This is a genomic window from Amycolatopsis sp. CA-128772, assembly GCF_002904295.1.
In the GTDB taxonomy this organism is placed as follows: domain Bacteria; phylum Actinomycetota; class Actinomycetes; order Mycobacteriales; family Pseudonocardiaceae; genus Amycolatopsis.
Window position 1 is genome coordinate 120,502 of sequence record NZ_PPHG01000003.1, and the last position, 25,939, is coordinate 146,440.

Genomic DNA, 25,939 nt, shown 5'->3' on the forward strand with positions numbered 1-25,939 from the left:
ATCTCCGGCGGCTGACGGGACCAAAGCACTGGCGGACAGACCCTACTTGAGTGCGGGACGTCCTTTGCGGATCACCCGGTCCATCGAGAGCACCAGATCCGGCAGCGAATCGTTCGGTCCCTTGAGGTAGACGCCGCTCAGGCCGTACTTCTCCTTGAGTGCGTCGATGTCTCCGGCCTCGGGGGCGCTCGAGATCAGCATCGCCGGTGGGCCATCGTTGTCTCGCAGATGTTCGAGCACCGCCACGCCCTGCGCGTCGTTGCCGGCGGCCGTGAGGTGGAGATCGACCAGGGCGGCGTCGAAGTCCAGGTCGTCCTCGTCGGAGAACTGGCGCCAATCCGGCAGAGAGCGCAGCGGCACACAGTCATAGTGCCGGCCCAGCACGTCGACAAAGGTGTCGGCCATGCGGTCCTCCACGATCAGCACCCGCTTCCGGTCGCCCACCCGGCCGTTGAGTGAAGCGACGCCGGACACCCACGAGGGAAGCTTGTTGGCGGCGAAATGCGCAATGAACGTCTTCAGGCCGGGAAGCCCCCGCTGCTCGTGCACGGTCATCTTGCGGATACGCTTCAGCAGCTCATTTCGCACTCTGTACACCTCGTGCCAGTGTCCCGAAGTGTTCGGGTGCAAGGCCGCCGGATCGCCTCGCCACAGCGACAGCAGCCGATCCACCTGGCCGGGCCGAGGTGATTCCGGCAGGTCCCGTACACCCGTCATGAACTCGTCGGAGTCCAGCACCGGCTCGGATTCCAGGAAACAGTCGCCGCGCTCCTTCGCGATCCCGAGGCCGGACTCGCGGAGCGCGACGATTCCCTCTTCCAAAGCGCTTTCGTCCTCTTCACCCAGTGCATTTTGCAGCACGTGAACCGGAATGCGTCGTTCATCCGAGAGCGCCAGCATGATGAGGACGTCTGCGGCAAACCCCTTGACCAGCTTGTCTTCGACGTAGACCTCGCCCAGGAGCCGCACTTCGGGTTCTTCGAGCCTCGGCACCGCGTCGAACTCGCCCTCGGACGCCGCAACCGGACCGGCCTCCGCCAGACCCAGTTCGCGAGCGATCGTCGCGCACTCCGCAGCTTGCACCGCCCCCTGGGATCCCAGTTCGGCCAGATCCTCCTGAATAGCCCGGATCGCGGCCTCGGCCCGAACTCGTTCATCGGCCGGCAGCCGACGCCTCGAGCCGCCACGCTGCGGGTACACGGTCAACATCGTCCGCAGCAGCTGCAAGTGCCCCTCGACCGTTGCCTTCAGCTCCGCCTGGGCCCGGAGCAAGAGCCGCTCCTCGCGCATGTAGAGCGTGACCTGTTTACGCTCGTTGCTGACGGCGATCACCGGATGACCTGACTGAGCTGCGAAACCGGCGGCCATGGCGTGCCGGGCGCCGGGGTCGGTCGCGTCCGGACCGGCTCCCGCCTCCAAGTTCACATACTTGCGGACGATGGACTCGAGGCCCGGGCCCAAGATCGTCGCCCCGTCGACCTGGGCATTGGTGAAGATCGCCTGCCCGGTCGTGAGCCAGATTCCGCTGTCACCCCCGCTCATCAGGGACGCATGGCACTCACCGCACCCCAGTACCACGATCGTGCCCCGTCCCCGGGCGCGCGCTAGTTCGATGCCGTCACGCAAAGGTTGCCCGAAAGCCAGGCCGGCGCGCACCTCGGCAGGTAGCTGTGAGTACTGCAGCATCGAACCTCCATGCACCCTGTTCGCCCGGTATCTTAGTGGAAACGCCGTAACGACCGTCGGCCCACCGGCGCACGACACGCCACGAGGTGGTGCACACATCGCCATGGCGATCAGTTGTTCATGAATCTTGTTTCGGCCGGCTGCGCCCATCCTAGCCACTGCGGGTCAGGTGCCGGCTCGGTCTCGAAATTCTGCGCTGGAGCCGACGATCCGCTGGGCGGCGGTGCACGCCTGGGCGAGCTCGCACCGCCGCCCGGCACTTACGGCAAGAAGAAGGTGACGGCACGCGCCCAATCCTGGAGGCGTGCCATTGCCGCGGTCCCCGGTGTGTTCATGTTGTGACCGTCAATCCCCTCATACGAGCTCTTGAAGCGGTTGTAGGAGCGGTACCAGAGGGCGTTGCGGTAGGGCATGGCGACACCGCGTTGAGCGCAGCAACCCAGGTTGACCGTTTCTCCGTAAGCAATTTCGACGCCCGAGCGGTCAGGCCGGCTCGCAAAGTTGCGCGACGCCACCGTGCCCGCCGCGTTCACCCCGGAGACCGCCACGCCGCGGTAGTTGCCGTCACCAACGTCGTCTGTGGAAGCGTCGTTGCCGGGCCCCGGCTGCGACGCGGCACAATGGCTCCCACTGGCAGCACCTGCTGGTACTGCTTCGCCGATCAGGGCCGCAACGGTGATCAGCACCGATGCGATCCACGAGGCGATCATCCGAATTTTCATGGTCGAGCCTGCCGTTCTCGTGTGGGTTCGCGGCTTGGGTGCCGCGGCGCAGTGTCTGCGCCCTTCCAGAAAACAGCTCACTATCGGTCAGCGAAAGTGACGCTGGGTTGCCCGTGCGAGACCGGACAGGGGCCATGGCATCCGGCGGCAACGTCCGTACACCGCCGTACACCGGTACGGAGAGCCAATCCGTTGGTTCAGGGGTTCCAGCCGCGCATCAGGTGAGTGCCCTCATCCGGGCAGGTCCGGGGCGCCGGCACAGTCTGCAGCCGCGGTCCGACCATCAAGCTCGCGTGCTGCTCGTATGTCTGTTCGTGGTCCAAGTCGTACCCGCAGACCAGCACCCGCAGGCGGATCGCCGGACCGGCAGCCCGGATCGCCGGGAAGTAGGTCTCCCGGATCGAGCGATAGTTGTCGGACGCGGTGAGCGTGCCCGCGATGATGACCAGCCGGTGATCCGTTCCGGGCATACCAAGCCACCAGGCGAGCACGTTCGAAGCGTCGACCTGCGGCGCGGAATCGCAGGACCCGTCGAAGTCGTCCGGCGAGCCGGGGTCGTACATGACGACGTAGTCGATATCGCGGGCGACAGCTGGGGCGTGCGTACGGAGATAGCCGAGCGCGTAGATCGGTCCTAGCCGGCCCAGGCTCCAGCCGGCCAGCCGGGTGATGTGCTTCCCTCCGAATGCGATCGACGCAGCTGACGGCCGGCAGGGCTGATCCCCCGGCCACTTGCCGTCGTACGATCCGTCGACGGTCAGCACGCGCGACGCACCGAGGCTGCTCGCTGTCTCGGCGCCCGCGTGCCCCACTCCCGAGTAGAAGACGACATCCCGGGTGGAGCGGTGCTGGCCGGCGGCGGCCTGTCCGTCGGTTGCCATGGTCATGCACAACGCGGTGACCACCCCGGTCACGACACGGATTCGCCTCTTCATCGCTTTCTTCGATCTTCGAGCACGCCTCACCCGGTCAGCGGGGCAGCAACAGACTGACGACTCGGAAGAGCGCGACACACCCGTTCGGCCGCGACGAACGAAAGTCGTACAAGTCCGTACGGCCCGACCGGGGGATCCGTCACCGGCATGGTGGCGAGAACGGCCGTCCCGGCACGTACTTGTCCCATTCGCCGTCCGTGATCGGTGCTCCCGCTGTCTCGCACACCCAGTGCGCCATCCATTCGGGGTCGGTGACCCACAGCCGGACCATCCGGTCGTGCCCGCCGGCGGCAAGCGTGCGGCCGTCCGGGGCGAACGCGACGGACAAAACGCCCTGAGTGGGACCGGTCAACGTGGCCAGGCGTAGTGGCTTCTCCGGATACCTGACGTCCCAGAGCCACACCGTGTTGTCGGTACTCCCGGTCGCCAGAGTCGCGCCCGCCGGGTCGAAGGCCAGTGAATAGATGTAGCCGACCGGGCCGGTGACCGGCCGGCCGAGAACGACCGGGCGCAGCGGATCAGCCATTCCCCACAGCCGCACGGTGTTGTCGGCGCTGCCCGCGGCCAGCACGTTCCCCTGCGGGCTGAATCCGACCGAGTACGCCGCCGCAGTGAAACCACCAAGGGTCGACAAGAGCAGGGGATGTGCCGTGTCGTGGATGTCCCACACGTAAACGTGCCCATCTTCGGCCGCCCCGGAGAGCATCTGTCCGTCGGGGCTGAACGCGGTTTGGTAGAATTTGATCGCGCCGGGCTGGCTGATCCTCGAAATCGGACGCAGGCTGCGGGCGTCCGTCAGGGCGAAGAGGCTGACCGATTCGTCATCGGCGCTCACGGCAAGGAGTCGCCCGTCGCGGCTGAGGTTGACCGCCTCGACGAGCTCCTGGCCGGTGCTCGCGGCGACCGGAGCTCCGAGGAGCCGAGGATGGCTGGGGTTCTCGATGTCCCAGATCTGCACTGTGCCGTCGGTGCAGCCGACGATGAACGTCCGCGCGTCCGGAGTCAGTGTCCCGGAGCCGGAGAACTTCCCGGCCGGCGAATCGTTGAGGATCATTGTGCCGAGCGAGGGACTCAACCGGTCGGCGACGTTCCACACGGAGAGCGTATTGTCGTCCGATCCGGGTCCGACGCCCAGTTTGGTGCCGGTTGAGTCGAAGCTGACCGCGAAGATCGAATCCCGGGCCCCGGAGATGACGGGACCGGGTACTCGCCAGCGGCGGACCACCTCGTCGTCCGCGAGCGTCACGACCGTCCCGGCGGCACGAAGGCCGCCCCGATCACCGGGTTCGGGTGCGGAAGCTGCTCGATCGCACGCCCGCTCGCCACGTCGAACAACCACAGTTCGCTGTCGGAGCTGGCGGCCGCCACCGTTGTGCCATCCGGGCTGAACGACACAGAGTTGACCCAGCTGGCCGGCCCGGTGAGGGGTGCTCCGACCGCTCGCGGATGCGCCTGATCGGCGACGTCCCAGATGAACACGTCGTGCTGAGCACCGGTTCCGGCGGCCAATCTGCGGCCGTCGGCACTGAACGCGAGGGAAAAGATCCGGCTCGTGGCGCCGGGCGGAGCGCCCGCCTGGACCAGGGGACCGCCGTCCGCGACGTGCCAAAGGGTCACTGTTCCCTGATCGCCACCGGTTGCCAGCGTCCGGCCGTCCCCGGCCCACGCCACCGACGTCACCGGGCGCCCTGAAAGGGGGCTCGTCACGGCTGGCTTCGTGGGTTCACGAACGTTCCAAACGTAGATCTCCCCCTGTTCGGTGCCGGCAACGATCGCGTGGCCATCCGCCGAGACCGCGACGGACTGAGGCGTCCCCCGCATCCCGGACAGATTTCCGAGATCACGCGGATGTACCGGATCGGCGACGTCCCACATCCGGAGCTGAGCCTGCCGGCTTTGAACCACCAGGAGCGAGCCGTTGCCGGCCAGCCCCAGCAGGGTTACCGCCGCATCGGATGTCTTGATGATGCCCGCCGGTGCCAGCGGATTCACCTCAGCCGAACGCCAGAGGGCAACGCCACCGTCGGTGGTTCCGGCGGCGACGAATGTGCCGCCGCGGCCGACGGCCAAGGCCGTAGCGGTCCCGGAGGCGGGTCGCAGCCGGGTCACCGGCGCGAGTGCCGACATCGTGAGCAGGCTCGACCGGGCCTCAGCCGTCGGTGCTATCCGGTAGGCGGTCAACGCCAGCTGCATAGCAGTGACACGTCTTTGCCGCGCAGCCGATCGGCCTCGTCGGCCACGAACCGCGACACGGATTCGGTGTTGTCGCGATTGGCGTTCGCGCGGTCGTGATCCGCGGTGATCTGCACTTGGCGCGCGTACGCGGCGATTCCGGCTGCGGCCAGAACCAGCACGACGAGCACCGCAACCACCTGGTTCCGATGCCGGATCCGCCGCCGCGTGCGTAGCTTCTCGTTCTCATGCCGTTCGCGGCTCGCATCGAGGAACTCCCGTTCGAGCTCGTTCAGCCGCAATCCGCCGGGACGACGAGCCGACCACTCCCGGGCAACCTCCAGCACGCCACCTCGGTAGAGCAGGTCGGGGTGGCGGTCCGCGTCCCGCCAAGCTGTAGCAGCCTGAGTGAGATTGCGGTGCTCGCGCAGACCGGCTTCGTCCGCAGCCAACCAGCCACGTAATCGTCCCCACGCCACCAGCACCGCTTCGTGGGTGATCTCGATCGCCTGTCCGTCTGCCGACAGCAGACGAGCGTCGATGAAACGATCGACGACATCCCGGACTTTCTCGCTCCTTCCGACAAGTTCTTCTCGCTGGACTCGACGACGGACCGGCGCCGCGTCATCGCTCGTCTGAACCAGCCGGAGGAACACCTGGCGTGCCGTCTCCTGCAGGGCAGGCGTGCCGAGACGTTCGTAGGCGTCTTCAGCTGACCTGGAGATGGCCTCGTGGATACCTCCCGTGGTGCGATACTGGGCAGTGGTCAGCTTCCGGCTTGTGGCCTGCTCGTAAGTGGCCAAGAGGGCGTGCGAAAGCAGGGCAGGGCCCCTGCTTCGTGACCGGCGCCGCTGAGCCGGCGGATACCTGCTGTAGCGATCTCCTCCAGCAGGAGGTCGACCAATCCTGGCTCGAAGCTCAGCTTCGCTTCCCTGGCCGGGCCCGTGATCGCCTCTTCGAGCTCGGGACGGCTCATCGGGCCGACGATCAGCTGTGTGCGTTGGAGCGCCGACCGCAGCTGGGGGAACTGCAGCGCGTGCGAGTAAAGTCCGAACGCAGGCCGAACATGACGGCGACCGAGCGTCTCGGGCCTTCGTTCCCCTCGTCACCCACGGCTGTCGCGCTACACAAAGCGTCAATGAAATTCCTACCCTGCACGTCGTCTTGGCACTGTGTGAAAATCTCCTCCAGCTGATCCACGACGATCAGCAGGCTGCGAAATTCCATGCCTTCTGCGTCGCCACTTTGCATGGTGCGCAACACCAAAGGGCCGAACTTCTCGGGCTCGGTCCGCAAAGCAACGTGGAAATCGCCCGCGCAACCGTCCAGCAACGTCGCCGCTTCGTGAGCGAAGCATATCGAGTGGCTGGGTACCAGGTTTCAATAACAGGAGATTGTAACGGTCGGACAATCGCGGGACCATTTCCGGCCCGAAGCAGCGAGGACTTCCCGGAGCCGGATGGGCCGACCATGACCGTCGGCGAGCCAGCGAGCGCGGCCTTGTGTACCAGGTCCGCCAGCTCGGCGCACATCGCGCCTCGACCGCAGAAGAATCGCGCGTGCTCAGTCTCGAAGGAGGCAAGGCCCCGGAAAGGGGATACCTCGCCTCCCGGGCGTGGCCCCGGCAGCCGGCGGACGGCGCTGAGTGCCTGCAACCATTGACTCACGACGACGGGATCAGCTTCACCGCATAAGCGCAGCAGGTGCGGAAGGACGATCGACAGCTTCAACGTCGGCAGGTGACTGCCGCTGAACCAGCCACCAAGCGTGGAAGGGGACCGCTTCGCCCGATTCCGATTCAAGTTCCCTGGCCAGATTCCTGATCGAGAGCCCGGCCCGGGCGCGGAGCTGGTTCAATGCCACCGCGAAATCCTGGGCAGACTTGATCTCCAGTGGGTCAACAGGCGTTTCTCCGGACCAGCCACCTCCGGCATCAGACACGCAGGAACACCCTCCCCGACCCGATCAATACCAACTCAGAGCAGCGCGAACGATCGTGAAGCGTAGCACGCGGAGTAATAGCGTGTGGCAAGAAAATCAAGATCGACATTTGTGGCAGTTCGCTGCTGATGCGACAAAAACTGGACATTGATCGGCAGGTCGCGTGGTTTCGACATCGGAACCGAGAAACTTGCCGACGTTTCTGTCTTCGTGGGTCCGGCGTCGCGGTAACTTACTGTGAGTAATCAACAAGGTTGCTTCCGGCGGTCGCCGTTTCCTCGGTGTGACGGCGCCGTGGCACGCGGGTGGAAACCTGTCGGCTTCGATCGCCGGCTGCTGCAAGCGGAGAGCAGGAGATACGAGAGCGAGATCATATGGTTCTCATACGATCTCGTGTACTGTCGCCGTCATGACAACAGCGCAGAACTACCGGCGGATGGTCAACGCCGGCAACCGGATCGTCGTGGGGTTGCAGCGGCTCGGGGTCGCCTTCGGGCCGATGCAGCTGCTCACCGTGCCCGGGCGGCGGACCGGTGTGCCGCGCACCTTCCCCATCGCCGTCCTCCCGATCGACGGCGAGCGCTACATCGTGCAGGCCTACCCGAAGGCGGCCTGGGTGGCGAACGTGCGGGCCGCGGGGGAGGTGACGCTCACCCGCGGCCGGCGCTCGTCGGCCGCGCGGCTGGCCGAGCTGCCCGTCGAGGAGCGGCGGCCCGTGCTGCGCAAGCTGGTCGAGACGAGCCCGGCGAGCGTGGGGAAGCGGTTCGTGACCACCGGGCTGGCCGACGCGCCCACGCCGGACGGCGTCGCGGCGGCCGCCGGGCGCATCGCGGTCTTCCGCGTCGAACCGACCTGAGGCGTCAGGCGGGCCTGAGGCGTCGAGCGGGCCTGGCTCAGCGGCAGCCCTTTTCCAAGGCGTGCAGCACCTGCCGGGCGGCCCGGCGGGCGGCGGGGCCGGGGGTGATCGTCCGCTCGCCGTCCGGCTGGGGGGCCGGCGCTCCGGCGATCAGCTCCACCAGCGCGACGGCGAGTTCGCGGACCTTGACGTTGAACTCCTGGCTCGCCCGCCGCAGCGTGGACCACGCTTCGTCGGGGCCGCAGCGGCGCAGGGCGATCACGATGCCCTTCGCCTCCTCGAGTGCCGCGCGCGACTGCAGGAGGTCCAGCGTCTGCTCGGTGCGGTCCGGCTGAGCCGCTTCGGCCACGACCAGGGCCATGGTGGCCAGCCGTTCGTGGCGCCGCAGCACACTCACCGTCTCCTCGGTGGCGGGCCGGTCGAGCACCACCGACAGGACCAGGAGCCCTTCGTTGTCCCAGGTGGCGGGCAGCGCGGCGACCCCGCGCACACGCGCCCAGTCCGCCGCGAACTCGGGGTGGTGGCCCAGCAGGCCGGTGAGCGTCAGGTGCGGCCAGCGGTCGTCGGCGAAGACGTCGCCGGTCACCACCGGCGCGCCGGTGGTGACCGGCGACCGGGACCGGGCCGCCGAACCCGTTCAGCTGCACGGGCACGAAGGCGGCGGCGAGCCCGTACGTGGCCGCCGCGTACAGCGGGCCGCCGCGCGGGTGCACCGACACCGCCGCGCCGAGGGTGCCCGGCACGTCGGCCGTGATCCGGGCGAGCAGTTCCTCCAGCAGGGGGACGGCGGGGGGCTTCGTGGTCAGTCCGGTCACCGCAAACCCTCCTCGGCGCGGTGGGAGGCGGGAGGCGGCCGCGTGCCCGGCCCGCCTCGGTCGAGTCAAGCTCGGCGCTGCGTGCCCTCGCCGCCGTCGACCTGGATGCGGCGCGGCTTCGCCGTTTCGACGATCGGGATGCGGACGGTCAGCACCCCGGCGTCGTAGTGGGCGGTGATGTGCTCGGTGTCCAGGGTGTCGCCGAGGAACAGCCGGCGGGAGAACACGCCGAGCCGCCGTTCGGAGACGTGCATCCGGACGTCGTCACCCGTCGGCCGGGGCCGTCGTTCGGCCTTGACGGTGAGGACGTTCCGCTCGACGTCCAGCTCGACGGCGGCGGGATCGACGCCGGGGAGGTCGAAGCACACCACGAACTCGTCGCCGGCGCGGTAGGCGTCCATCGGCATCGTGGCCGGTTTCGACCAGGTACCGGCGCCGAAGACCTGCTGGGCGAACCGGTCGAGGTCGGTGCGCATCACCATCGGGATCCACCTCCTGGAACTGACAGCTGGTGTCAACACGCACTTCTGTTCTAGCATGTCGTCAAAACGATGACAAGAACCAGGTCGTCGAGAGGATGACGATGGACGGAACCGACCCCGCCGGCGCGCTCCGGCGGATCCACGAGGTCGTCGCGGGCGCCCGGGCCGGCACGGTGGACCGGGACCAGGTCCTGACCGCGTTGTCCGGGCTGCGCCTGCTGCGGGAGGAACTCGCGAGCTGGGAACCGGAGCTGATCACCGCGGCCCGGGCGGCCGGCGCCAGCTGGGTCGCGCTCGCCCCCGCGCTGGGCGTCGCGAGCCGTCAGGCCGCGGAACGGCGCTACCTGCGGCTGCAGCCGTCGAACACCGGCGAGAAGACCGGCGAGGCCCGGGTCGACGCGGAACGCGACCGGCGGGCGGGCGACCGGGCGGTCGCCGACTGGGCCCGGCGCAACTCCGCCATCCTGCGCCGGATCGCCGGCCAGGTCAGCGCGCTCGACGGCCTCGGCCCCGCGGCCCAGGCGAGCGCCGACCGCATCGGCGCGGCCCTCGGGGACGACGACCCGGCGACGCTGCTCCCGCCGCTGGCCGCCGCCCGGCCGCACCTCGCCGACGTGCACACCGGGCTGGCCGAGGAGCTCGGCGAGATCTCGGCCCGCGCCGACCAGCTCCGCCGCGACGCCGCCGGCCACCGCCGCACCCGCGACTGAGCCGGGTTTGCCCGGCCGCCTGCCGGGCACCCGCCGCGGGAGCGACGGAAGGACGTGCCGCCATGACCGCCGAACCCCCGGACCCGGACCCCCGCCGGACGCCGGACCTGGAAGCCGGAGGGGGCGTGCCGCCGGGCAGCACGCCGCCGGATTCCGCCCAGACGTCGGGGTTGTCGCACCCGCAGCCGATGCCGTCCAAGGCGATGCCGGTGCTCTGGCTGGTCCTCACCGGCGTGCTCGTGCTGATGGTGGCGGCGCTGGTGCTTTCGCTGGCCATCGGCTGGCTGCGTGTCTGAAGCGGCGTGTCTGAAGCGGCCGCGGAACGGGTACCAGCCCGGCATGGACGACACCCCTGACCGGACGGAAACCCGGGCCGAACTGCTGCCCGAAGAGCAGGCCGTCGACAGCGCGGACCCCGCGGGCCAGGCCCGCGAGGTCCTGCGCGACTCCGACCGCCGGACCGAACACCCCGAAGCGACGCTGGGCCGGCGCAAGCCGGAAGACACCGTCTAACCGGTGCCGCGGAAGTTCTCCTGCGTGGCCGGGTGACCCGGCCGCGCCTTCGCGTCTTCGTCTTCCAGCGGCCCGTCCGGCTCGTCGCGGCGGGGCGGCTCGCCGACCGGGTTGCCGCTCGAGTCCACTTCGCCGGTCTCGTCGTGCGGCTGCGACATCGTTTCTCCTCGGGTAGCCGTTCCGGGTCGGCTACCCGGCGGAGACGGGCGTCAACCGCGCCTCCGTCCGCGGCTCGCTCCGCAGCAGCAGCACCGCGCCCAGGCCGAACGCGGCGACGACGGCGAAGAAGTAGAAGCCCCACGGGTAGGCGACCCCCGCGGTCACGAGCGCGCCGGTGACGAACGGCCCGAGGATCGAGCCCAGCCGCCCGACCGCCGACGTCAGCCCGAGCGCGGTGCCCCGGGCCTGCGCCGGGAACGCCTGCGCGACGTAGCCGTAGATCAGCACCTGCGCGGAGAAGACGAAGACGCCGGTCAGCAGTACGACCGTGTTGAGCAGGAAGGCGTTCCCGATGCGCAGGCTCAGCGCGGCCAGCAGGACCGCGCCCGCGCCGAACCAGATCCGCGCGATCGGCCGGATGCCGAACCGGTCGGCGATCGTGCCGGCCAGCACCAGCCCGAGCACCGCGCCGATGTTGAGCACCAGCAGCAGCGTGATCGACGTCGAAATCGGGTAGCCCGCGGTCCGCATCAGCTGCGGCAGCCAGGTGTTGAGCCCGTAGACCAGCAGCAGCCCCATGAACGAGCCGGTCCACACGGCGATGCTGATCCGCCGGAAACGGGTGCCGAGCAGGTCCTTCAGCCCGACGCGCTCGGTGGCCGGCGCCTCCTTCGCCGCGAGGTAGGCCGCGGATTCCGGCAGCTTCCACCACATCAGCGGCACGGCCAGCAGGCCGACGATCCCGCCGCCGTAGAACAGCAGGTGCCAGTCCTCCTTCGCGTACAGCGCGAGGATCGACGTGAGCACCGCGCCGACGTGGTAGCCGGTCATGGTGAACGTGCTCGCGCTGGCCCGCCGCCGCGCGGGCAGGTTCTCCGACATCACCGTGAGCGCCACCGGCATGCACGCGCCGAGGCCGAGCCCGGCGACGAACCGGAAGACGCCGAACGTCGCCACGTTCGGCGCGAGCGGCGTCAGGAGGGTGAACAGCGAGAACAGCAGGACCGAGCCGATGAGCATCACGCGGCGGCCGAACCGGTCGGTGAGCGGGCCGAGACAGGCCGCGCCGACGGCCACGCCGATCAGCGACACGGTGGCCACCGCGGTCGCGCCGGCCGCGGTGAAGCCGAGGTAGCCGCTCTTGAGCAGGGTCGGGATGGTGGCGCCGAGGGCGACCAGGTCGTAGCCCTCGAGCAGGACGGTCAGCCAGCAGAGGACCGCCGTCCACACGGGACGGGCGGGAGACGTCGTCATTGCCGTACTCCAGGGTGGGTTCAGAAGGGGTAGTTCGCGATGTCCGCGCGGACGGTCAGCCACTGCGTCTCGGTGAAGGCCTCGATGTTGGCCTTCGCCCCGCCGAAGCGGGAGCCGTTGCCGGAGTCGCCGACCCCGCCGAAGGGCGCGGTCGGCTCGTCGCCGACGGTCTGCTCGTTGATGTGCACCTTGCCCGAGCGGACCTCTTCGGCCAGCTTCATCGCGGTGCCGACGTCGCCGAGGATGCCGACGGACAGGCCGTACTCGGAGTCGTTGACCAGCCGCGCGGCCTCGTCGAGGTCGCGGTAGGCGCGCACCGGCGCGACCGGGCCGAAGATCTCCTCGCGCCACGCCGGGGTGCGGTCGTCCAGTCCGAAGAGGACGGTCGGCGGGTAGAACGGCGCGTCGGGCTTGCCGCCCGCCAGCACCTGCGCGCCCGCCGCCACGCTGCGGTCGACGACGTCGGTGACGTGCGCGAGCTGGCGGTCGTCGATGATCGGGCCCAGCGCGACGTCGCCCGCGGCGGGGTTGCCGACCGGCAGCCGGCGCGCCTTCTCGGCCAGGGCTTCGACGTAGGCGTCCACCTGGGACTCGTGGACCAGGTGGCGGCCGGTCGTCATGCAGATCTGGCCCTGGTGCAGGAACGAGCCGAACGCACCGGCGGAGGCCGCCTTGGCGACGTCGGCGCCCGGCAGCACAACGAGCGCGTTGTTCCCGCCCAGCTCGAGGTGGACGCGCTTGAGCGAGCGCGCGGCCGCTTCGCCGACCTTCCGCCCGGCGGCGGTGGAGCCGGTGAACGACACCACCGACACCTCCGGCGCGTCGACCACGGCGGCGCCGACGGCGGCGTCCCCGGGCAGCAGGTGCAGCAGCCCCTCGGGCAGGCCGGCCTCCTCGAAGACACGCAGGATGCTGACACCGCCGGACACCGCGGTGCGCAGGTCGGGCTTGAGCAGCACGGCGTTGCCGAGCGCGAGGGCCGGCGCGACCGAGCGGATCGCCAGGATCAGCGGGAAGTTGAACGGCGAAATCACCGACACCACGCCGGCCGGCACCCGCCGCGCCAGCGACCAGCGCGGTTCGCCGGTGCTCAGCACCTCGCCGAGCGGGTGGGTGGGCAGGGCGGCGGCCTCGAAGCAGATGCCCGCCGCCATCTCGGTCTCGATGCCGGCCTTGGGCCGCGTCGAACCGGCTTCGCGCACGATCCAGTCCTGCACCTCGGCGGCGTGCGCCTCCCACAGCTCGCCGGCGCGGCGCAGCACGGCGGCGCGTTCGGCGGGCTTGCGGCGGGCCCAGTCGCGTTGCGCCTTCGCCGCGGCCGTGGCGGCTTCGGCGACGTCGGCCGGCGTCGCGACGCCGACGTGGCCCAGGGTTTCGCCGGTGGCCGGTTCGACGACCGGGTGCGTCCCGCCGGTGCCGCCGTGGAATTCGTTCTCGAACAGGGTCATCATCACTCCGGGGAGGTCGGTTCGGTGTCGACCTGGATCAGCCGCGGGCCGTCCGTGGTCGTCTTGAGCTGGGTGCGCAGGTGGTCTTCGTCGGTGACGGTGGTGGCTTCGACGCCGTAACCGGCGGCGATGGCCGTGAAGTCGAGGCCGGGGATCTCCGTGCCGGGCACGTCCGGCGTGCCGAGCAGCTCGCCGAACCACCGCAGCGCGCCGTAGACGCCGTTGCGCAGGATCACGAAGGTGACCGGGACGCGGTAGTGCGCCGCGGACCACAACGCCGTGATGCCGTAGTTCGCCGAGCCGTCGCCGATGACGCCGACGACCGGGCGGTCCGGGCTGCCCATCGCGACGCCGACCGCGGCGGGCAGGCCGAACCCGAGCCCGCCGGCGGCCGGGAAGAAGTAGGACCCCGGGTGCCGCAGGTCCATCTGGCGCCACCAGGCGGAGTTCGTCGACGTCGACTCGACGACGTAGCGCGTGGCGCCGTCCTGGGTGTCGCGCAGGGCGGCGAACACCTGCTCCGGGTGCAGCGCCCGCTCGCCGGTCTTCGGCTCCGGGTTTTCGACGTAGCCGCGCTGTGCGGTGCGGGCCGGGACCTTCCGCAGGAGCGCCTCGATGACCGGTGCGGGCTCGGCGACCAGCGCTTCGCCCATCGGCGCGCGGGCCGCGGCGCCGAAGTCGTCGGTCACCTGGATCAGCCGGGTGCCGGCGGGCAGGAACCGGCCGGGGACGTGCTGGTGGTAGCGGAACACCGGCGCGCCGAGCACGAGCACGACGTCGTGCCCGGTCAGCGCGGCCGACACCGGAGCGATGCCGGCGGGCAGCACGCCGCGGAAGAGCGGGTGCCGGTTGGGGAAGGGCAGCCGGTGCGGCGACGGCGCCACCCACGTCGGCAGGTCCAGGTGCTCGGCCAGGGCGACGGCCCGGTCGAACAGGTCGCCGGTGTCGACGTCGCCGCCCAGGACGAGGGCCGGGTTCTTCGCCGCGGCGATGGTCGCGACGAGCTCGGCGAGCTGGGCCTCGGTGGGAGCGAGGCCCCTGCGGACCTGCCGGTCGAGGATCGGGTTCTCGGCCAGCTCGGCGGCCCAGTCGTCGTAGGGCACCGAGAGGTAGCTGGGGCGCCGGTGCAGCTCGGCCTCGAAGACCGCCTGCGCGAGCGACCGCGGGACGTCCGCGGCGCAGCTCGGCTCGCCGGCCCAGCCGACCAGGGGGCGCATCAGCTGGGTGGCGTCGGTGTTGGCGAGCATCGCCTCCAGCCCGATCGCCGAGCGGACCTGCTGGCCGGCGGTGAGCACCAGCGGCGTGCGGGAGTGGACGGCGTTGGTCAGCGCGCCCATGGCGTTGCCGGAGCCGGCGGCGGCGTGCAGGTTGACCAGTACCGGGCGGCCGGTCGCCTGGGCGTACCCGTCGGCCATCCCGACGACGGCGCCTTCGTGCAGGCCCAGGACGTAACGGAAGTTTTCGGGCAGTTCGGCGAGGAACGGCAGCTCGTTGGAGCCGGGGTTGCCGAAGATGGTGGTCAGGCCACGGCGGTCCAGGAACTCGTGGGCGAGCCGGCGGGCGGTGGGCATCGGTGGGTCCTCCTCGAAGTTGGCCCGACCCTATGGAGCTGCGCGCCTGTGTTCCAATAAATGTTGGCTCGTTGCTTCATCGATGGGATCGATAATGCAAGACTTCGACCTGAACCTGGTGCGCACGTTCGTGCTGCTGTACGAGACCCGCAGCGTGACCGCGACGGCCGAGTCCATGCACGTCACGCAGCCGACGATCAGCTACAGCCTGCAGAAGCTGCGACGCCGGTTCTCCGACGAGCTGTTCCGCCGCACGGGCGGCGGCCTGGTGCCCACGACGACGGCCCGCGCCCTCTACGAACCGCTGCACGGCGCGCTGTCGGAGATCGAGGCGGCGGTAAGCGGCGCGTGGTCGTTCTCGCCGGCGACGGCCCGGGCGGCGTTCACGCTGTGCCTGTCCGACCTGGGGGAGATCTCGCTGCTGCCGCGCCTGATGGCGGCGCTGCCCCCGGTCGCGCCCGGGGTGACGCTGACCGTCCGGCCCCTGGACGTCGACCGCGCGGCCGACCAGCTCGGCCGCGGCGAGATCGACGCGTTCATCGCATCGTCGCTGATCAGCTCTCAGCGCGTCGCCCGGATCCCGCTGTTTTCGGAGGGCTACCTGGGCATGGTGGCGCACGACCACCCGCGCCTGGGCGCCGCGGTGTCGCGGGAGGAGCTGGCCGCGGAGCGCCACGTGACGGTGTTCGGCCCGACGGGCCACGACGGCCCCCGCCGCGCGCTGGAGGCGTGCGGCCTGCTGGACCGGGTGGTCCTGGAGGTGACGCGCTTCGCGGCCCTGCCGTACCTGGTCCAGGACGGCGAGCTGGTGACGATGGTCCCGCGCCTGGTGGCGGAGATGTTCGCGGCCGAGCACCGCGTCCGCCTGTTCGAGCTGCCCCTGGAGGTCGAGCCGGCCCAGGTGTCGGTGTACACGCGGCACACGCACGCCCGCAGCCCGGCCCAGCACTGGCTGGTGGGCTTCATGCAGTCGGTGCTCGGCTAGCGCGTGGTGCAGCTCGCGCCGTCGAGCGCGAAGCCGGCGGGCGCCGGGTTCCCGTGGTCGAAGGCGCCGTTGAAGCCGATGTCGACGGTCGCGCCGGGGGCGAGGGTGAGGTTGTAGGAAACGGCTTTCATGGTGACCCGCGAGCCGCTTTGGGAGTAGTCCCCGTTCCAGCTGTGCGTGACCCGCTGCCCGGCGGTGAAGGTCCAGGTGACGGTCCACGGCGTGAGCGTCCGGCTGCCGGTGTTGGTGACGGAGACCCCGGCGGTGAACCCGTTGTTCCACTGATCGGTGACGGCGTACCCGACGGTGCACCCCGCCCTCTCGACAACCGGCGGCGGCGGTGGAGCGGCTTGTGAGGTGGTCTTGGAGGTGGGGGACGCCGACGTCTGCCGGAGCACGGTGGGCATCGGAGCCGGAGTCACGGTCGAGACCCGGGCCACGGTGGGAGTGGTCGTGGCGGGCGCAAGCGGAGCAGGAGCCATGGCGGCCTGCCGCCCGGGAGAGCTTTCCGAGGTGACGGCGATGATGACAAGGCTCCCGACGACGACAAGGCCCCCGCAGAGAGCGGAGACCCACCGAATCCGCCGCCCAGCCCGCTGCTGCCCCGCGGCGGCTTCACGGGCCCGCTGCTCGAGCCGCTCCCGGTAGCCCTCGCCGGTATCGTCATCCCGCACCCGGACATCGGGCGAAGCCCCGAGGATCGACCGCGGAGTGGCCCCGGTTTCCCGAAGAAGATCATCAACGGAGAGCCGATCACCAGCCCCCCGCCGACCGCGCGCCATAGACGAACCTCCACTCCCCCGAGGGCGCCCGAACGCGCAGCTCTGCGGCCGAATCCTAGGAAGCGACGGCGGTCTTGTAAACCAGCGTTTCGGCGGTGGTGGGCAGGTCACGGATGGGGTGGAGGGTGCCCTGCTGGCGGGCCGGGAGGGAAACTTGCTGATCTTGCCAGAGGCGAGGTGGACGCTGATCCGGACCCCCCTGAAGGAGGGGACGGAGGGGCCGTATACTCTTTTCTCAGCAGGTCCGAGTGGCGGAATGGCAGACGCGCTAGCTTGAGGTGCTAGTGCCCTTAACGGGCGTGGGGGTTCAAGTCCCCCCTCGGACACACGCACTATCTACACCCGGGCTGGCCGTCGCATAGACGGCCAGCTCTTTTGGTTCGTAGCGTAGCTCCAGGTTCAGGGCTCGGTACAGGCGGCTCATGCCGGCCGTCGTTGCGTCGGCCAGGGTTCCGCAGACGTCGCCGAGGGCATCGACACTGCCGGGCCACGTCGTTGCCATGCCGGAGTTTACTGCGGACTCATGACACGATGGGACGGTGGCGATCCGGAGTGACGAGACATGGCATCGTTTGCTGGCCTGGACGAGTGGGCAGGCTCCTTCAGAACGCTTGGCCGCTCAGGTTCTGCTCGCCGAGGGCTTCACTGATCTAGACCCGAGCCATCCGCTCGGAGGACCGGACGGCGGCAAGGACGCCATCGCGCGCCGTGACGGTCGCACCTGGGTCATGGCTGTCTACTTCCCTCGCGGTCAGCAACGATTCGCGGATATCAGGAAGAAGTTCGTCGCGGACTTTCGCGGTGTGCAGAGGAATAGCGCAGACGGGATGGCTTTCGTCACCAATCAAGAAGTGTCGCTCGCCGAGCGTGCGCAGCTTAAAGAAAGCGTCGATGGGCCTACGCAAATATATCACCTGGAACGAGTGTCGGCCCTGCTTGACCAGCCTTCTATGGCACTCGTCAGAAGCAATTTTCTGCTGATCGACCCAACGGGGTGTATGGCGGCCGAAGGTGCAGTGTCAGACTTGGGGACATGGGTGACGGTCAACGCTCAAGATTCTGGATTTCTACAAGTCGGTCGAGACAACCTTCAAATCAACGTATCCGAACAAGTCGCTCCTGCGGTGCATTCTGGGTATCGGCAAGTTGTATATAGTATTGCGCCGTCAGTTTTGGAGGGGCGTGGGCGAGAGTTAGCAGAGTTGGCGGAGTTTTGTATTGGCTCTAGTCAAGGTGGCTATTTATGGTGGCAAGCTCCGGCTTGGGCAGGTAAGTCGGCGTTGATGTCGTGGTTTGCGCTTAATCCACCTGCAAGGGTGCGCATCGTGTCTTTTTTTGTCACGGCTCGATACTCAAATCATGATCGTCGACATGGATTCGTTGACGTGATTCTTGAACAGTTGGCCGAGCTGTTGGGCGAGTCGATGCCAGCTTATTTGAGTGAGGCCACTCGAGAGGTGCACTTCTTAGACATGCTTGCGCGGGCCGCTCAAACATGTATGGAGCGCGATGAGCGCCTCGTGCTGCTTGTGGATGGTCTCGACGAGGATGGTGAGTCGAGCAGTAATAGCATTGCCGCTTTACTGCCGTCCCGGCAGGTTCCTGGGCTGCGGGTAGTCATCGCGGGACGTCCGGATCCTCCGATACCGGCTGATGTGCCTGATGGTCACTGCTTGCGAGATCCGAGTATCGTTCGGATTCTCGATAAGTCCCCGCAGGCCCAGGCGAATATGGCAGATGGGCAACGGGACCTTAAGCGATTGCTGAAGGGGGAGCCGCTGGATCGAGATCTTCTCGGGCTTATCACTGCGGCAATTGGTGGACTGACCTTGTTGGACCTTGTCGAGTTGACGGGCTGCGCGGTGTGGCAGATCGAGGAAACCTTGCGCTCTGTGTCGGGTCGGACGTTCACTCGTTACCCGAGTCGACATCAGCGCGATTCTTTTTGCCACGTCTACGCGCTTGGTCACGTGGAACTCCAAGTCTTGGCTGCCCAGTATCTCGCTGGCGCGAGTCTGGACGCCTATAGGCAGCGCCTGCATACCTGGGCCAAGCAATACCGCGAACGGAGGTGGCCTGCAGATACGCCGCAATACTTGCTGGACGGCTACTACGGCATGCTGCAAACAGTCAATGATTTGCCCAGGATGGTCGCCTATGCCGTTGACCGGGATCGCCATGACCGGATGCTGAATCTCACAGGTGGAGATGCGGCTGCCTTTGCGGAGATTTCGACTGCGGAATTGATGATTATTGACTGTCATGAACCGGACCTGTTGGCTATGGTGCGACTGGCTATCCATCGTGGAAATCTCGTGGAACGCAACGCGAACATGCCTGAACGACTCGTCAAAGTATGGGCAGAACTCGGTGATTTGGCTCGGGCTGAGGCCCTTGCGCGATCACTTGGTAGTGAGGCGTATCAGCGAGAGGAGGCGTTGGGATTTGTTGCCGAGGCGGCGGCCGCTGCTGGCAATTTCGACCAAGCCATGGTTCTTGTCCTGTCAATCGCTGAACCATTCATGCGCGTAAATGTATTGATAGACCTTGTTAAATTGGCGGCTGCTGCCGGCGACGTCGACCAGGCTATGAACCTTGTCTGCTCTATGCCCGATCAAGGTTCGCAGGTGAGGGCGTTGGGGGTCCTGGTGGAGGTGTTGGCAGCGGACGGTGATCTCATGCGAGTTCCCAAGCTTCTTTCGCACGCCGAGGCCCTTGTCAGCTCTATCTTTGATGATGGTCCGCAGGTGGAGGCCTTGCGTGCGCTGGTGGAGGCAGCGGCGGCGGTCGGTGATCTCGAACGAGTTGCCAGGCTTGCCGTCCAAGTTGAGGTCCTGGCCCAGTCTATCCCAGATCCGCCCTTGCACCTTCGGGCATTGGGATTAGCGGTCGAAGCGCTGGTGGCCGTCGGCGATTTCGACCAGGCTGAGAGTCTTGCGCGCTCAATGCACTCCACTACCTATCCGGCTTGGCAGTGCGAGGCCTTCGAGGCGGTAGCGGAGGCGTTGGTCGCAGTTGGCGATTTCGATCGGGCTGAGAGTCTTGCACGCTTGATCACTGAATCTTATCACCAGGTAGAGGCGTTTAGTCGGCTGGTAGAAGGGCTGGTCGCTGCTCGCGACGTTGACAGGGCCGAAACGCTCGCGCGCTCTATCTCCAACGCACGGGATCGTGGAGCGGTGTTGGCCGCATTGGTGAGCGCGGTAGCAGGCGCTGGCGACCTTGACCGGGCCGAGACACTTGCCCGCTCCATCACCAACCCGCACCGGCAGTTAGACGCGTTGGCGAATTTAGTTGAGGCGACGATCTGCCGTGGAGACCTCGACCGGGCCGAAACACTAGCCTATTCCATCAGCTACCGAGACGGTAAGCGGGCGGGCCAGCAGACAGATCAGCAGGCAAATGCGCTGGTCGCCTTAGCGGTGGCGGTGGCCGCTGCCGGCGATTTCGCTCGTGCTGAAACTCTTGTGCAATCGATCACGGAGTACTGGCAGGTGGAGGCGTTGGCAACTCTCGCGGAAACGGCAATTACTCTCGATGATCTCAAGCGAGCTTCTAGGCTGGCTGCCCAGGCGGAGACGATGGCCCGCTCGACCGACAGGCTATTGTGGCGGGCGGAAGCTTTGATCAGCCTTATAAGGGCGGTGGGCGTGATCGGCCACCTAGACAGGGCTGAGGCGATCGTGGAGTCCGTTATAGATCCGTCCTATCGCGGACATGCAGTGGCCGCGCTGGCGGAGGCAGTCGCGGTCAATGGTGACCTCGATCGGGCCGCGACGCTAGTCAACCAAGCTGAGATTATTATCCGCTCAATCACCGAACTGCATTCGCGAGAGAAGGCATTGATCGGCTTGGTGAGGGCGGTTGCAGCCGTCGGAGACCTAGAACGCGCCGAGACGCTCGCCCGCTCGATCACTCATTCATACAGGCAGTTCGACGCTTTAATTTTTGTCCTAAAAGCAGCTGTCGTTGCTGGAGAGGTCGATCGCGCTGCGAAGCTATTCGACTTCTCTGTCCTCCAGCCATCTTGGCAGGCAGAGGCGCTTGCAGTCAATGTTGAGGCGCTGGCGGTCACGGGTGACCTCGATGCGGCCGTTGCACTATCCGTGAATACCGAAAAGGTGGTTAAATCTCTTACGTCCTATGTACGCGATCAGGGTTTGATTTCACTGGCCAGGGCGGTGGCTGCCATCGGCGACCACGGTCGAGCTGAAAAGATCGCAAATTCAATAACTGAGCCAGACTGGCAGGCAGAGGCATTGGCGGCCGTAGCCAAATTTGTCGAGCCAAATCGTGCCGCAGCACTTATTGCGCGTGCACTTCACCTTGGCAGTTGGGTGACACCGCTGGACGTCCTTGCGCATATTCAGTCGGCGGTAGTTGTCGCGATTGCTGATGAGTTCCCTAGCTTGACCGATAGCAATTGAGCGCGCCGCTGTTATTCTCAGTTTGCGCGCGAGTCGAACGTGCCATGGAAGCTTGACTCGCGGAGCCCGGGTTACTCATTGCGGCAATCCAAGGCGTGTAGATAGCGAGCAAGATCGTCCTCGGACACTCAATTACCCCATAGAGCCGCGCGTCGCGGCCAGGTCAGAGTAACAGCAGCTGGCCGCAGGCGGTCTCGTCTATCGTGGCAAGTGCGGATTGTGGGCTGCAGGCTTTGACTTCTCGGGTCGGGCCGCCGCACATGATCGTTAGGTCGTTCGATCTCAGGTAGTCGGCGATCGCGGCCCCATCGGCACCGACGGTCTCGGCGAATCGCACGCGGAGATCGTCGAGTATGTGGTCTTCGCGGACGTAGGCGTTTTGGCGAGTTCTGGTGGGCGGTTGCGGGCGCTGGTGTGGCCGTGGCGGCAGCGTAGCCGGGGCGGCCGTTGACCCAGTGTGAGTCCAGTCGGCGGCCGCATACCTGACATTGCACGACTCCTGCCAGCATGTACGTTCTCGTGTCACCGTGCTGGGTGGATCGGGCTGCGCGCATGCCCTAGATCGCCAGGAACGTTGCGACGTCCACGAGAGCAGGATGGGTCACTTTCTTCGACTCTGCTCAACCTGGTACCGCCGATGGTCGGGCTGGATCACCGCGGTGGGCCGGGCCGACTGTTCTGGTGTCGTGTCGGTTCCCACACCTAGCGCCCGGTGTACCCGGGGTTTTCGAGGATCCCGATCACCGTCCGGACGATCCACTCGTGCCGCGTCCGGTGCCGGTCGGCGCTCAACGGGCATGGGATGCCGCGGTCGTTCAGCTCCCGCGCGATCCCGGCCACGCTACGTCCGGTCGCGCGTTGCTGGAAGATCCACCGCACCCACGGTGCGGTGGCTGGATCGGGTTTAGGCGGTGCAGGCGGCGACCCCAGCTCGTGTGGGTCCGGTTCGGGTGCGGACCGGCATCGGCAAGACGGTATCCGTAAGGTGGCCGGCCGCCGAGGAACCTGCCTTGAACACGGGCTTGGACGCGCATCGCAGCCAGCACCCAATGCCGAGCCCGCAGCACCTCGCGACGTGACTGGGACCCGAGCAGGAGCATCAGCGCTCGGTGCACCGGGTCATCAAGGTTGACCGGACCTTCCGCTTCGGGGAGCCACAGCTGGATACCGTGCTCCTGGAGCGTGGTCAGCACGGCGTTGAACTGGTCGCCGTAGAACGCTCGCTCGTACTCGCCGATCACGACGGCATCGAACGAGCGGTTCGGTCCCGCCGCGGCTGCCATCAGCTGGGCCGCGGCTGGCCGTTCGCGCCAGGACAGCCGACGTGAACATCCTTCGTCGAAGTACTCCGCCACAATCATGCCGCGGCCGCGGATTGTCTCCTCGGCGACCTCCCGCTGCCACCCTAACGACGTCGCCCCGTCCTGGAACTCGACCGTGGACATCCGCCCGTAGAACGCGAATCTCGGCCCGTGACCCTCGATGGCCTGTCGGCGGCGCCGGGCACCGGCTCGGCGCGGGGGCACAGCGCGTGTCATGGTGGCTCGGCGGGCGGTATTGATCATCGTGCACCTCGGTGCTTGAGGCGAGTTCGGGTCGAGGGCGGAACGCAGTCGCCCGGCACCGGTGACGAGTTTGAGGCTGATCTGCACTCGAATGGCCGCATTGCCGCTCGCACCACCCGTGTTGCACTGTAAGTGGTCGCGGCGAACGGAACTTGCTCTGCCAGCGGGCTTCGCTCGAGAATGAGGGAGCCGAGATGTTCTTGCGGCTCAAGAACGGCCGCTACGATGCGGTGCACTTCCGAGGGAGCGAGTGCACGCAAACTCCTGTGGCGACGCGGGCCTTCAGCCCGCCACTGCGGCGGCCAGAGGCGATATGTCGGGCCAGTTCGTCGCGCAAAGCAGCGGCGTTCTCTTCGGAGAGACCAACCTCGTAAGTGATGTCGGCGAGAGTGAACGGGGCGACAGCGACTGTCTGCCGAGCTAGTGACAGGGGCGTTTCTGCTCACCTGTCCGGCGCCGGCTCGCCCGAGAGCCAGGTGCGGGCGTCGGCGACGGTGGGCTTGATGGTCATGTCGCGGTCCAGTCCCGTCAGCTGGAGGTGTCGAAGCATCGTGCGCTGGCCACTGACGAGGCAGAACGCGACGCCCGCGGAGTTCGCTGCGTGGGCGAAGATCTGAAGTGCCGCGAGCCCGGAGGAGGAGAGGAAGGTGACTTCGTCGAGATCGGCGATCACCGCGCTCGGCGCGCCGGCGAGGGTCGCTTCGAGGTGCTGGGCGAAAGCGTGTGCCGTCGCGAGGTCGATCTCACCGGACACGGTCGCCAGTACCACGCCGGCCTCGCGGGTGATGGACAGACCGAGTCTGTCTCGTCCGTCGTTCCCGCTGAAACGGCTCAGCGTGCCATCGTGGAAGCAATCCTGCATTACCGTGCCCCTTCCCGTTTTTCACCTGTCGTTCGTAAATTCGACTCGCCGTCGGCTCGGGTTCAGGATGCGTTTTCGCGGTCTTCGAGCCCCACTGCTTTGCGCAGCTGGGCGCAGTCGCGGTGTAGCTCCGGGCGGTCGTCGGCGAGGTGGACCATCAGGTCACAGAGACCTGAGGCGATGGCGTTGAGCTTGTGCTGGGTGGCGTCGTCGGAGCGTTTCTGGGTGTTCTGCAGCAACGCGACGAGCAGGAACGTCACGATGGTGGTCGCGGTGTTGATGATCAACTGCCAGGTGTCGGCACTGGGCAGGATCAGGAATGACGGCGCCCACAGGACGACCAAGAGGACGCAAAGAACGAAGAACCACGCTCGTGAGGTGAATTTGCTGGTGACGCTGGCGAATCGGTCGAACAGTGCGAGATGCTCCCCTACGTCCGAGGGCATTGTGGCCGGGCGAAAGTAGCCCTTGCCCCGGCTGCCGGCCGCGGTGGTGACGGATGATTTGCTCATGGCGGGCGAATTCCCTCGATGGGCAGCAATAAGCACTGCAGGTCGTTTGCGGAGTCCTTTCGGGCGGCTACCGGACCGCCGGTCAGTACCGTCCGGTCGCCGGAGTGCGCGTGGCCGGGACTCGATACCTCCAGCGCGGCTCTCGCCGCGACCGCCGGAGCAGGACCAGCAGCCACAGCACTCCGACCAGCGCGATCATGCCCTGGCCCGTCCAGGTCGTCACGGTGTACACCGTCGTCACGTCCGCGGGCGGTACGACGAGGCCGCGCGGGTCGAACTGCGCCACCTGCCCGGTCAGCACCAGGGTGATCACCAGCGCGATGGCCGACATGGAATCCCACAGCGCGTGCAGCAACGCGACGCCGAGAAACGCCAGCGCCAGGCGAAGGCTCAGCACGAAGTGCTCGCGCGTGCTCCACGCGAACAGCAGCCCGCCCAGGATGGCGGTCCACAGCCCGTGCCCGACCGGCGCGAGCAGCCCGCGCAGCAGCTCGGTCGTGACCAGGTCGGTCAGTGACAGGCCCCGGGTGGTGAACAACGACGTGAGCGCGTAGCCCGCGGATTCGAAGGCGGAGAAACCGAATCCCACTGTCGCACCGAGAATGATCCCGTCCCGCATGGACTTCACGGCCAGCCCGCGCGTCAGCAGGGCGAGGGCGACCAGTTTGACCGCCTCCTCGATGAGCCCGACCCACAGATACAGCCACGTCGACGGGTACAGCAGGTAGGTCTCCAGCACCGAAGCGCCGAGGACGCCGAGCACCCCGCCGACGAGAAAGGTCCGGAAGACCAGCTCGGCGGTGATCTCGCCCGAGTCGCGGCGTTCGAACGCCCACGCCACGAACGTCACCGGCACCAGGAAGCTGCCGAGCAGCACGAGCGTGGGCAGCAGGTTGGGGTTGCCGGTCGCGTACGTCACGACGACCGAGAGCACCCACAGCAGCAGGCCGATCACGAAGATCCGGGCCCAGGTCCGCCGGTGCTGGCGGCGGCCGACGGTGGTCATCGGCGCCTCCCGAACCGGTCGCCGCGCCCGGTGGCCCCGGTGTCGACGAAAGCGCGGAAGCGGGCGGGGGAGCCGGGTTCGGCGACCCCCTCGAAGCCCTGCGGGCAGCGCAGCGCCGCCCACCGCCGCAGCCCGCCCTCGGAGGCGGCGCGGTACTGCGCGAAGACTTCGGCGAGCGCCTCGTCGTCCAGTTCGTACAGCACCGGTGGGGTCAACCCGATCAGCTCCAGTGCGCCGCCGTCCGCCGCCAGCCGGTCGCCGCAGCGGTGCAGCAAGTCGAGGAGGGCGTCGCCGGGCTGCTCGACGCCCGAGAGGTCGATGACGAAGTGGCGGGCGCCCGCGTGGACGAGCCCGGCCAGGTATCCCGCGAGGGTCCGTAACGCCAGTGCGTCCACCCGCCCGGTGACCGCGACGACGGTGTAGCGCCCGGGGTGCAGGGTGGAGCTGATGGTGAAGCCGGGCGGGCGACCCATCAGCCGATCCGGGAGCGCGAGGAGCGGCCGGGAAAGCCAGGTGGTCATGGGAATCCTCCGGTT

General features: G+C 67.7%; 28 protein-coding genes, 1 tRNA gene and 1 pseudogene. 7 read left to right on the plus strand and 23 right to left on the minus strand.

Annotated elements, in window-relative coordinates; translation table 11 throughout:
- Nucleotides 1–42: 42 nt before the first annotated feature.
- The 8 genes and pseudogenes from C2L59_RS00940 to C2L59_RS46905 form a co-directional block, all read right to left on the minus strand.
- Entirely contained in the window at nucleotides 43–1,686 is a 1,644-nt protein-coding gene (locus C2L59_RS00940; RefSeq protein ID WP_158263007.1) for a diadenylate cyclase, read from the minus strand.
- A gap of 260 nt (nucleotides 1,687–1,946) precedes the next feature.
- Nucleotides 1,947–2,396 carry a hypothetical protein gene (locus C2L59_RS46895; RefSeq protein ID WP_146060241.1) on the minus strand — a complete coding sequence of 150 codons (450 nt, stop codon included), beginning with the start codon at nucleotides 2,394–2,396 and terminating at the stop codon, nucleotides 1,947–1,949.
- 209 nt (nucleotides 2,397–2,605) lie between these two features.
- Complete coding sequence (locus tag C2L59_RS00945) at nucleotides 2,606–3,322, minus strand: hypothetical protein (RefSeq protein WP_146060242.1); 717 nt, start codon at nucleotides 3,320–3,322, stop codon at nucleotides 2,606–2,608.
- 160 nt (nucleotides 3,323–3,482) lie between these two features.
- Nucleotides 3,483–4,589: a WD40 repeat domain-containing protein gene (locus C2L59_RS00950; protein WP_103347593.1), complete on the minus strand. Its 1,107-nt coding sequence runs from the start codon at nucleotides 4,587–4,589 to the stop codon at nucleotides 3,483–3,485.
- Nucleotides 4,586–5,536 (minus strand): WD40 repeat domain-containing protein, encoded by a 951-nt coding sequence (locus tag C2L59_RS00955; RefSeq protein WP_103347594.1) that lies wholly within the window; start codon nucleotides 5,534–5,536, stop codon nucleotides 4,586–4,588. Before C2L59_RS00955 ends, C2L59_RS00950 begins: the two co-directional genes overlap by 4 nt.
- Nucleotides 5,521–6,766, minus strand: a pseudogene (locus C2L59_RS50185) (hypothetical protein). The gene C2L59_RS00955 and the pseudogene C2L59_RS50185 overlap by 16 nt, the downstream one beginning before the upstream one ends.
- Nucleotides 6,721–7,182, minus strand: coding sequence for a hypothetical protein (locus tag C2L59_RS50190; protein ID WP_370444706.1), 462 nt, complete (start codon nucleotides 7,180–7,182; stop codon nucleotides 6,721–6,723). Before C2L59_RS50190 ends, C2L59_RS50185 begins: the two are co-directional and overlap by 46 nt.
- A 16-nt stretch (nucleotides 7,183–7,198) precedes the next feature.
- Entirely contained in the window at nucleotides 7,199–7,456 is a 258-nt protein-coding gene (locus C2L59_RS46905; RefSeq protein WP_146060244.1) for a hypothetical protein, read from the minus strand.
- Nucleotides 7,457–7,865: 409 nt separating this feature from the next.
- On the opposite strand from C2L59_RS46905, the gene C2L59_RS00975 reads away from it, so the two are divergent.
- Nucleotides 7,866–8,312, plus strand: a complete 447-nt coding sequence (locus tag C2L59_RS00975; RefSeq protein ID WP_233223194.1) for a nitroreductase family deazaflavin-dependent oxidoreductase — start codon at nucleotides 7,866–7,868, stop codon at nucleotides 8,310–8,312.
- Between the two features lie 37 nt (nucleotides 8,313–8,349).
- Here C2L59_RS00975 and C2L59_RS00980 read toward each other — a convergent pair whose 3' ends face one another.
- Both C2L59_RS00980 and C2L59_RS00985 read right to left on the minus strand, forming a co-directional pair.
- On the minus strand, nucleotides 8,350–8,901 hold the full coding sequence (locus C2L59_RS00980; protein WP_233223195.1) for an ANTAR domain-containing protein: 552 nt from the start codon (nucleotides 8,899–8,901) through the stop codon (nucleotides 8,350–8,352).
- 291 nt (nucleotides 8,902–9,192) lie between these two features.
- The gene (locus C2L59_RS00985; protein WP_103347599.1) at nucleotides 9,193–9,609 is read right to left on the minus strand and encodes an Hsp20/alpha crystallin family protein; all 417 of its coding nucleotides are present in this window, start codon (nucleotides 9,607–9,609) and stop codon (nucleotides 9,193–9,195) included.
- 101 nt (nucleotides 9,610–9,710) lie between these two features.
- Here C2L59_RS00985 and C2L59_RS00990 point away from each other — a divergent pair, with 101 nt between their 5' ends.
- The 3 genes from C2L59_RS00990 (at nucleotide 9,711) to C2L59_RS47725 (ending at nucleotide 10,832) form a co-directional block, all read left to right on the plus strand.
- Complete coding sequence (locus tag C2L59_RS00990) at nucleotides 9,711–10,319, plus strand: HSP18 transcriptional regulator (RefSeq protein WP_103347600.1); 609 nt, start codon at nucleotides 9,711–9,713, stop codon at nucleotides 10,317–10,319.
- Nucleotides 10,320–10,381: 62 nt separating this feature from the next.
- Nucleotides 10,382–10,615, plus strand: a complete 234-nt coding sequence (locus tag C2L59_RS00995; protein WP_103347601.1) for a DUF6480 family protein — start codon at nucleotides 10,382–10,384, stop codon at nucleotides 10,613–10,615.
- Nucleotides 10,616–10,658: 43 nt separating this feature from the next.
- Nucleotides 10,659–10,832 (plus strand): hypothetical protein, encoded by a 174-nt coding sequence (locus C2L59_RS47725; protein WP_199198849.1) that lies wholly within the window; start codon nucleotides 10,659–10,661, stop codon nucleotides 10,830–10,832.
- Here C2L59_RS47725 and C2L59_RS47345 read toward each other — a convergent pair.
- Genes C2L59_RS47345 through mdlC form a run of 4 tightly spaced genes read right to left on the minus strand, consistent with a single transcriptional unit; the run spans nucleotide 10,829 to nucleotide 15,264 of the window.
- Nucleotides 10,829–10,990 (minus strand): hypothetical protein, encoded by a 162-nt coding sequence (locus C2L59_RS47345; protein ID WP_158263008.1) that lies wholly within the window; start codon nucleotides 10,988–10,990, stop codon nucleotides 10,829–10,831. The genes C2L59_RS47725 and C2L59_RS47345 overlap by 4 nt on opposite strands.
- Before the next feature lie 31 nt (nucleotides 10,991–11,021).
- Nucleotides 11,022–12,245 (minus strand): aromatic acid/H+ symport family MFS transporter, encoded by a 1,224-nt coding sequence (locus C2L59_RS01000; protein WP_103347602.1) that lies wholly within the window; start codon nucleotides 12,243–12,245, stop codon nucleotides 11,022–11,024.
- A gap of 20 nt (nucleotides 12,246–12,265) precedes the next feature.
- On the minus strand, nucleotides 12,266–13,693 hold the full coding sequence (locus C2L59_RS01005) for a benzaldehyde dehydrogenase (protein ID WP_199198850.1): 1,428 nt from the start codon (nucleotides 13,691–13,693) through the stop codon (nucleotides 12,266–12,268).
- A gap of 2 nt (nucleotides 13,694–13,695) precedes the next feature.
- Nucleotides 13,696–15,264 (minus strand): benzoylformate decarboxylase, encoded by a 1,569-nt coding sequence (gene mdlC, locus C2L59_RS01010; RefSeq protein ID WP_103347604.1) that lies wholly within the window; start codon nucleotides 15,262–15,264, stop codon nucleotides 13,696–13,698.
- A gap of 94 nt (nucleotides 15,265–15,358) precedes the next feature.
- Between mdlC and C2L59_RS01015 the strand changes: the two genes are divergently transcribed.
- Nucleotides 15,359–16,249, plus strand: coding sequence for a LysR family transcriptional regulator (locus C2L59_RS01015; RefSeq protein WP_103347605.1), 891 nt, complete (start codon nucleotides 15,359–15,361; stop codon nucleotides 16,247–16,249).
- Here C2L59_RS01015 and C2L59_RS01020 read toward each other — a convergent pair.
- Nucleotides 16,246–16,656: a cellulose-binding domain-containing protein gene (locus C2L59_RS01020; protein ID WP_103347702.1), complete on the minus strand. Its 411-nt coding sequence runs from the start codon at nucleotides 16,654–16,656 to the stop codon at nucleotides 16,246–16,248. The genes C2L59_RS01015 and C2L59_RS01020 overlap by 4 nt on opposite strands.
- 617 nt (nucleotides 16,657–17,273) lie before the next feature.
- On the opposite strand from C2L59_RS01020, the gene C2L59_RS01025 reads away from it, so the two are divergent.
- Both C2L59_RS01025 and C2L59_RS46910 read left to right on the plus strand, forming a co-directional pair.
- Nucleotides 17,274–17,357 (plus strand) — tRNA-Leu (locus C2L59_RS01025).
- Between the two features lie 213 nt (nucleotides 17,358–17,570).
- On the plus strand, nucleotides 17,571–21,458 hold the full coding sequence (locus C2L59_RS46910) for a hypothetical protein (protein ID WP_146060245.1): 3,888 nt from the start codon (nucleotides 17,571–17,573) through the stop codon (nucleotides 21,456–21,458).
- Nucleotides 21,459–21,621: 163 nt separating this feature from the next.
- On the opposite strand, the gene C2L59_RS48490 is transcribed toward C2L59_RS46910, so the two are convergent.
- The 8 genes from C2L59_RS48490 to C2L59_RS01065 all read right to left on the minus strand — a co-directional run bounded on the left by C2L59_RS48490 (nucleotide 21,622) and on the right by C2L59_RS01065 (nucleotide 25,924).
- Nucleotides 21,622–21,795, minus strand: a complete 174-nt coding sequence (locus C2L59_RS48490) for a hypothetical protein (RefSeq protein ID WP_233223196.1) — start codon at nucleotides 21,793–21,795, stop codon at nucleotides 21,622–21,624.
- Nucleotides 21,796–22,160: 365 nt separating this feature from the next.
- Nucleotides 22,161–22,337: a recombinase family protein gene (locus C2L59_RS48495; protein ID WP_370444702.1), complete on the minus strand. Its 177-nt coding sequence runs from the start codon at nucleotides 22,335–22,337 to the stop codon at nucleotides 22,161–22,163.
- Entirely contained in the window at nucleotides 22,274–22,903 is a 630-nt protein-coding gene (locus C2L59_RS48500; protein ID WP_233223199.1) for a hypothetical protein, read from the minus strand. The genes C2L59_RS48495 and C2L59_RS48500 overlap by 64 nt, the downstream gene beginning before the upstream one ends.
- Before the next feature lie 340 nt (nucleotides 22,904–23,243).
- A complete protein-coding gene (locus tag C2L59_RS01045; RefSeq protein ID WP_103347607.1) occupies nucleotides 23,244–23,453 on the minus strand; it encodes a histone-like nucleoid-structuring protein Lsr2 in 210 nt (69 codons plus the stop codon).
- Nucleotides 23,454–23,465: 12 nt separating this feature from the next.
- Nucleotides 23,466–23,885, minus strand: a complete 420-nt coding sequence (locus C2L59_RS01050; protein WP_103347608.1) for an STAS domain-containing protein — start codon at nucleotides 23,883–23,885, stop codon at nucleotides 23,466–23,468.
- Nucleotides 23,886–23,947: 62 nt separating this feature from the next.
- Nucleotides 23,948–24,397 carry a low affinity iron permease family protein gene (locus tag C2L59_RS01055; RefSeq protein ID WP_199198851.1) on the minus strand — a complete coding sequence of 150 codons (450 nt, stop codon included), beginning with the start codon at nucleotides 24,395–24,397 and terminating at the stop codon, nucleotides 23,948–23,950.
- Nucleotides 24,398–24,479: 82 nt separating this feature from the next.
- Nucleotides 24,480–25,403 carry a PrsW family intramembrane metalloprotease gene (locus tag C2L59_RS01060; RefSeq protein ID WP_103347609.1) on the minus strand — a complete coding sequence of 308 codons (924 nt, stop codon included), beginning with the start codon at nucleotides 25,401–25,403 and terminating at the stop codon, nucleotides 24,480–24,482.
- Entirely contained in the window at nucleotides 25,400–25,924 is a 525-nt protein-coding gene (locus tag C2L59_RS01065) for an STAS domain-containing protein (protein WP_103347610.1), read from the minus strand. The genes C2L59_RS01060 and C2L59_RS01065 overlap by 4 nt, the downstream gene beginning before the upstream one ends.
- Between the last annotated feature and the right edge of the window lie 15 nt (nucleotides 25,925–25,939).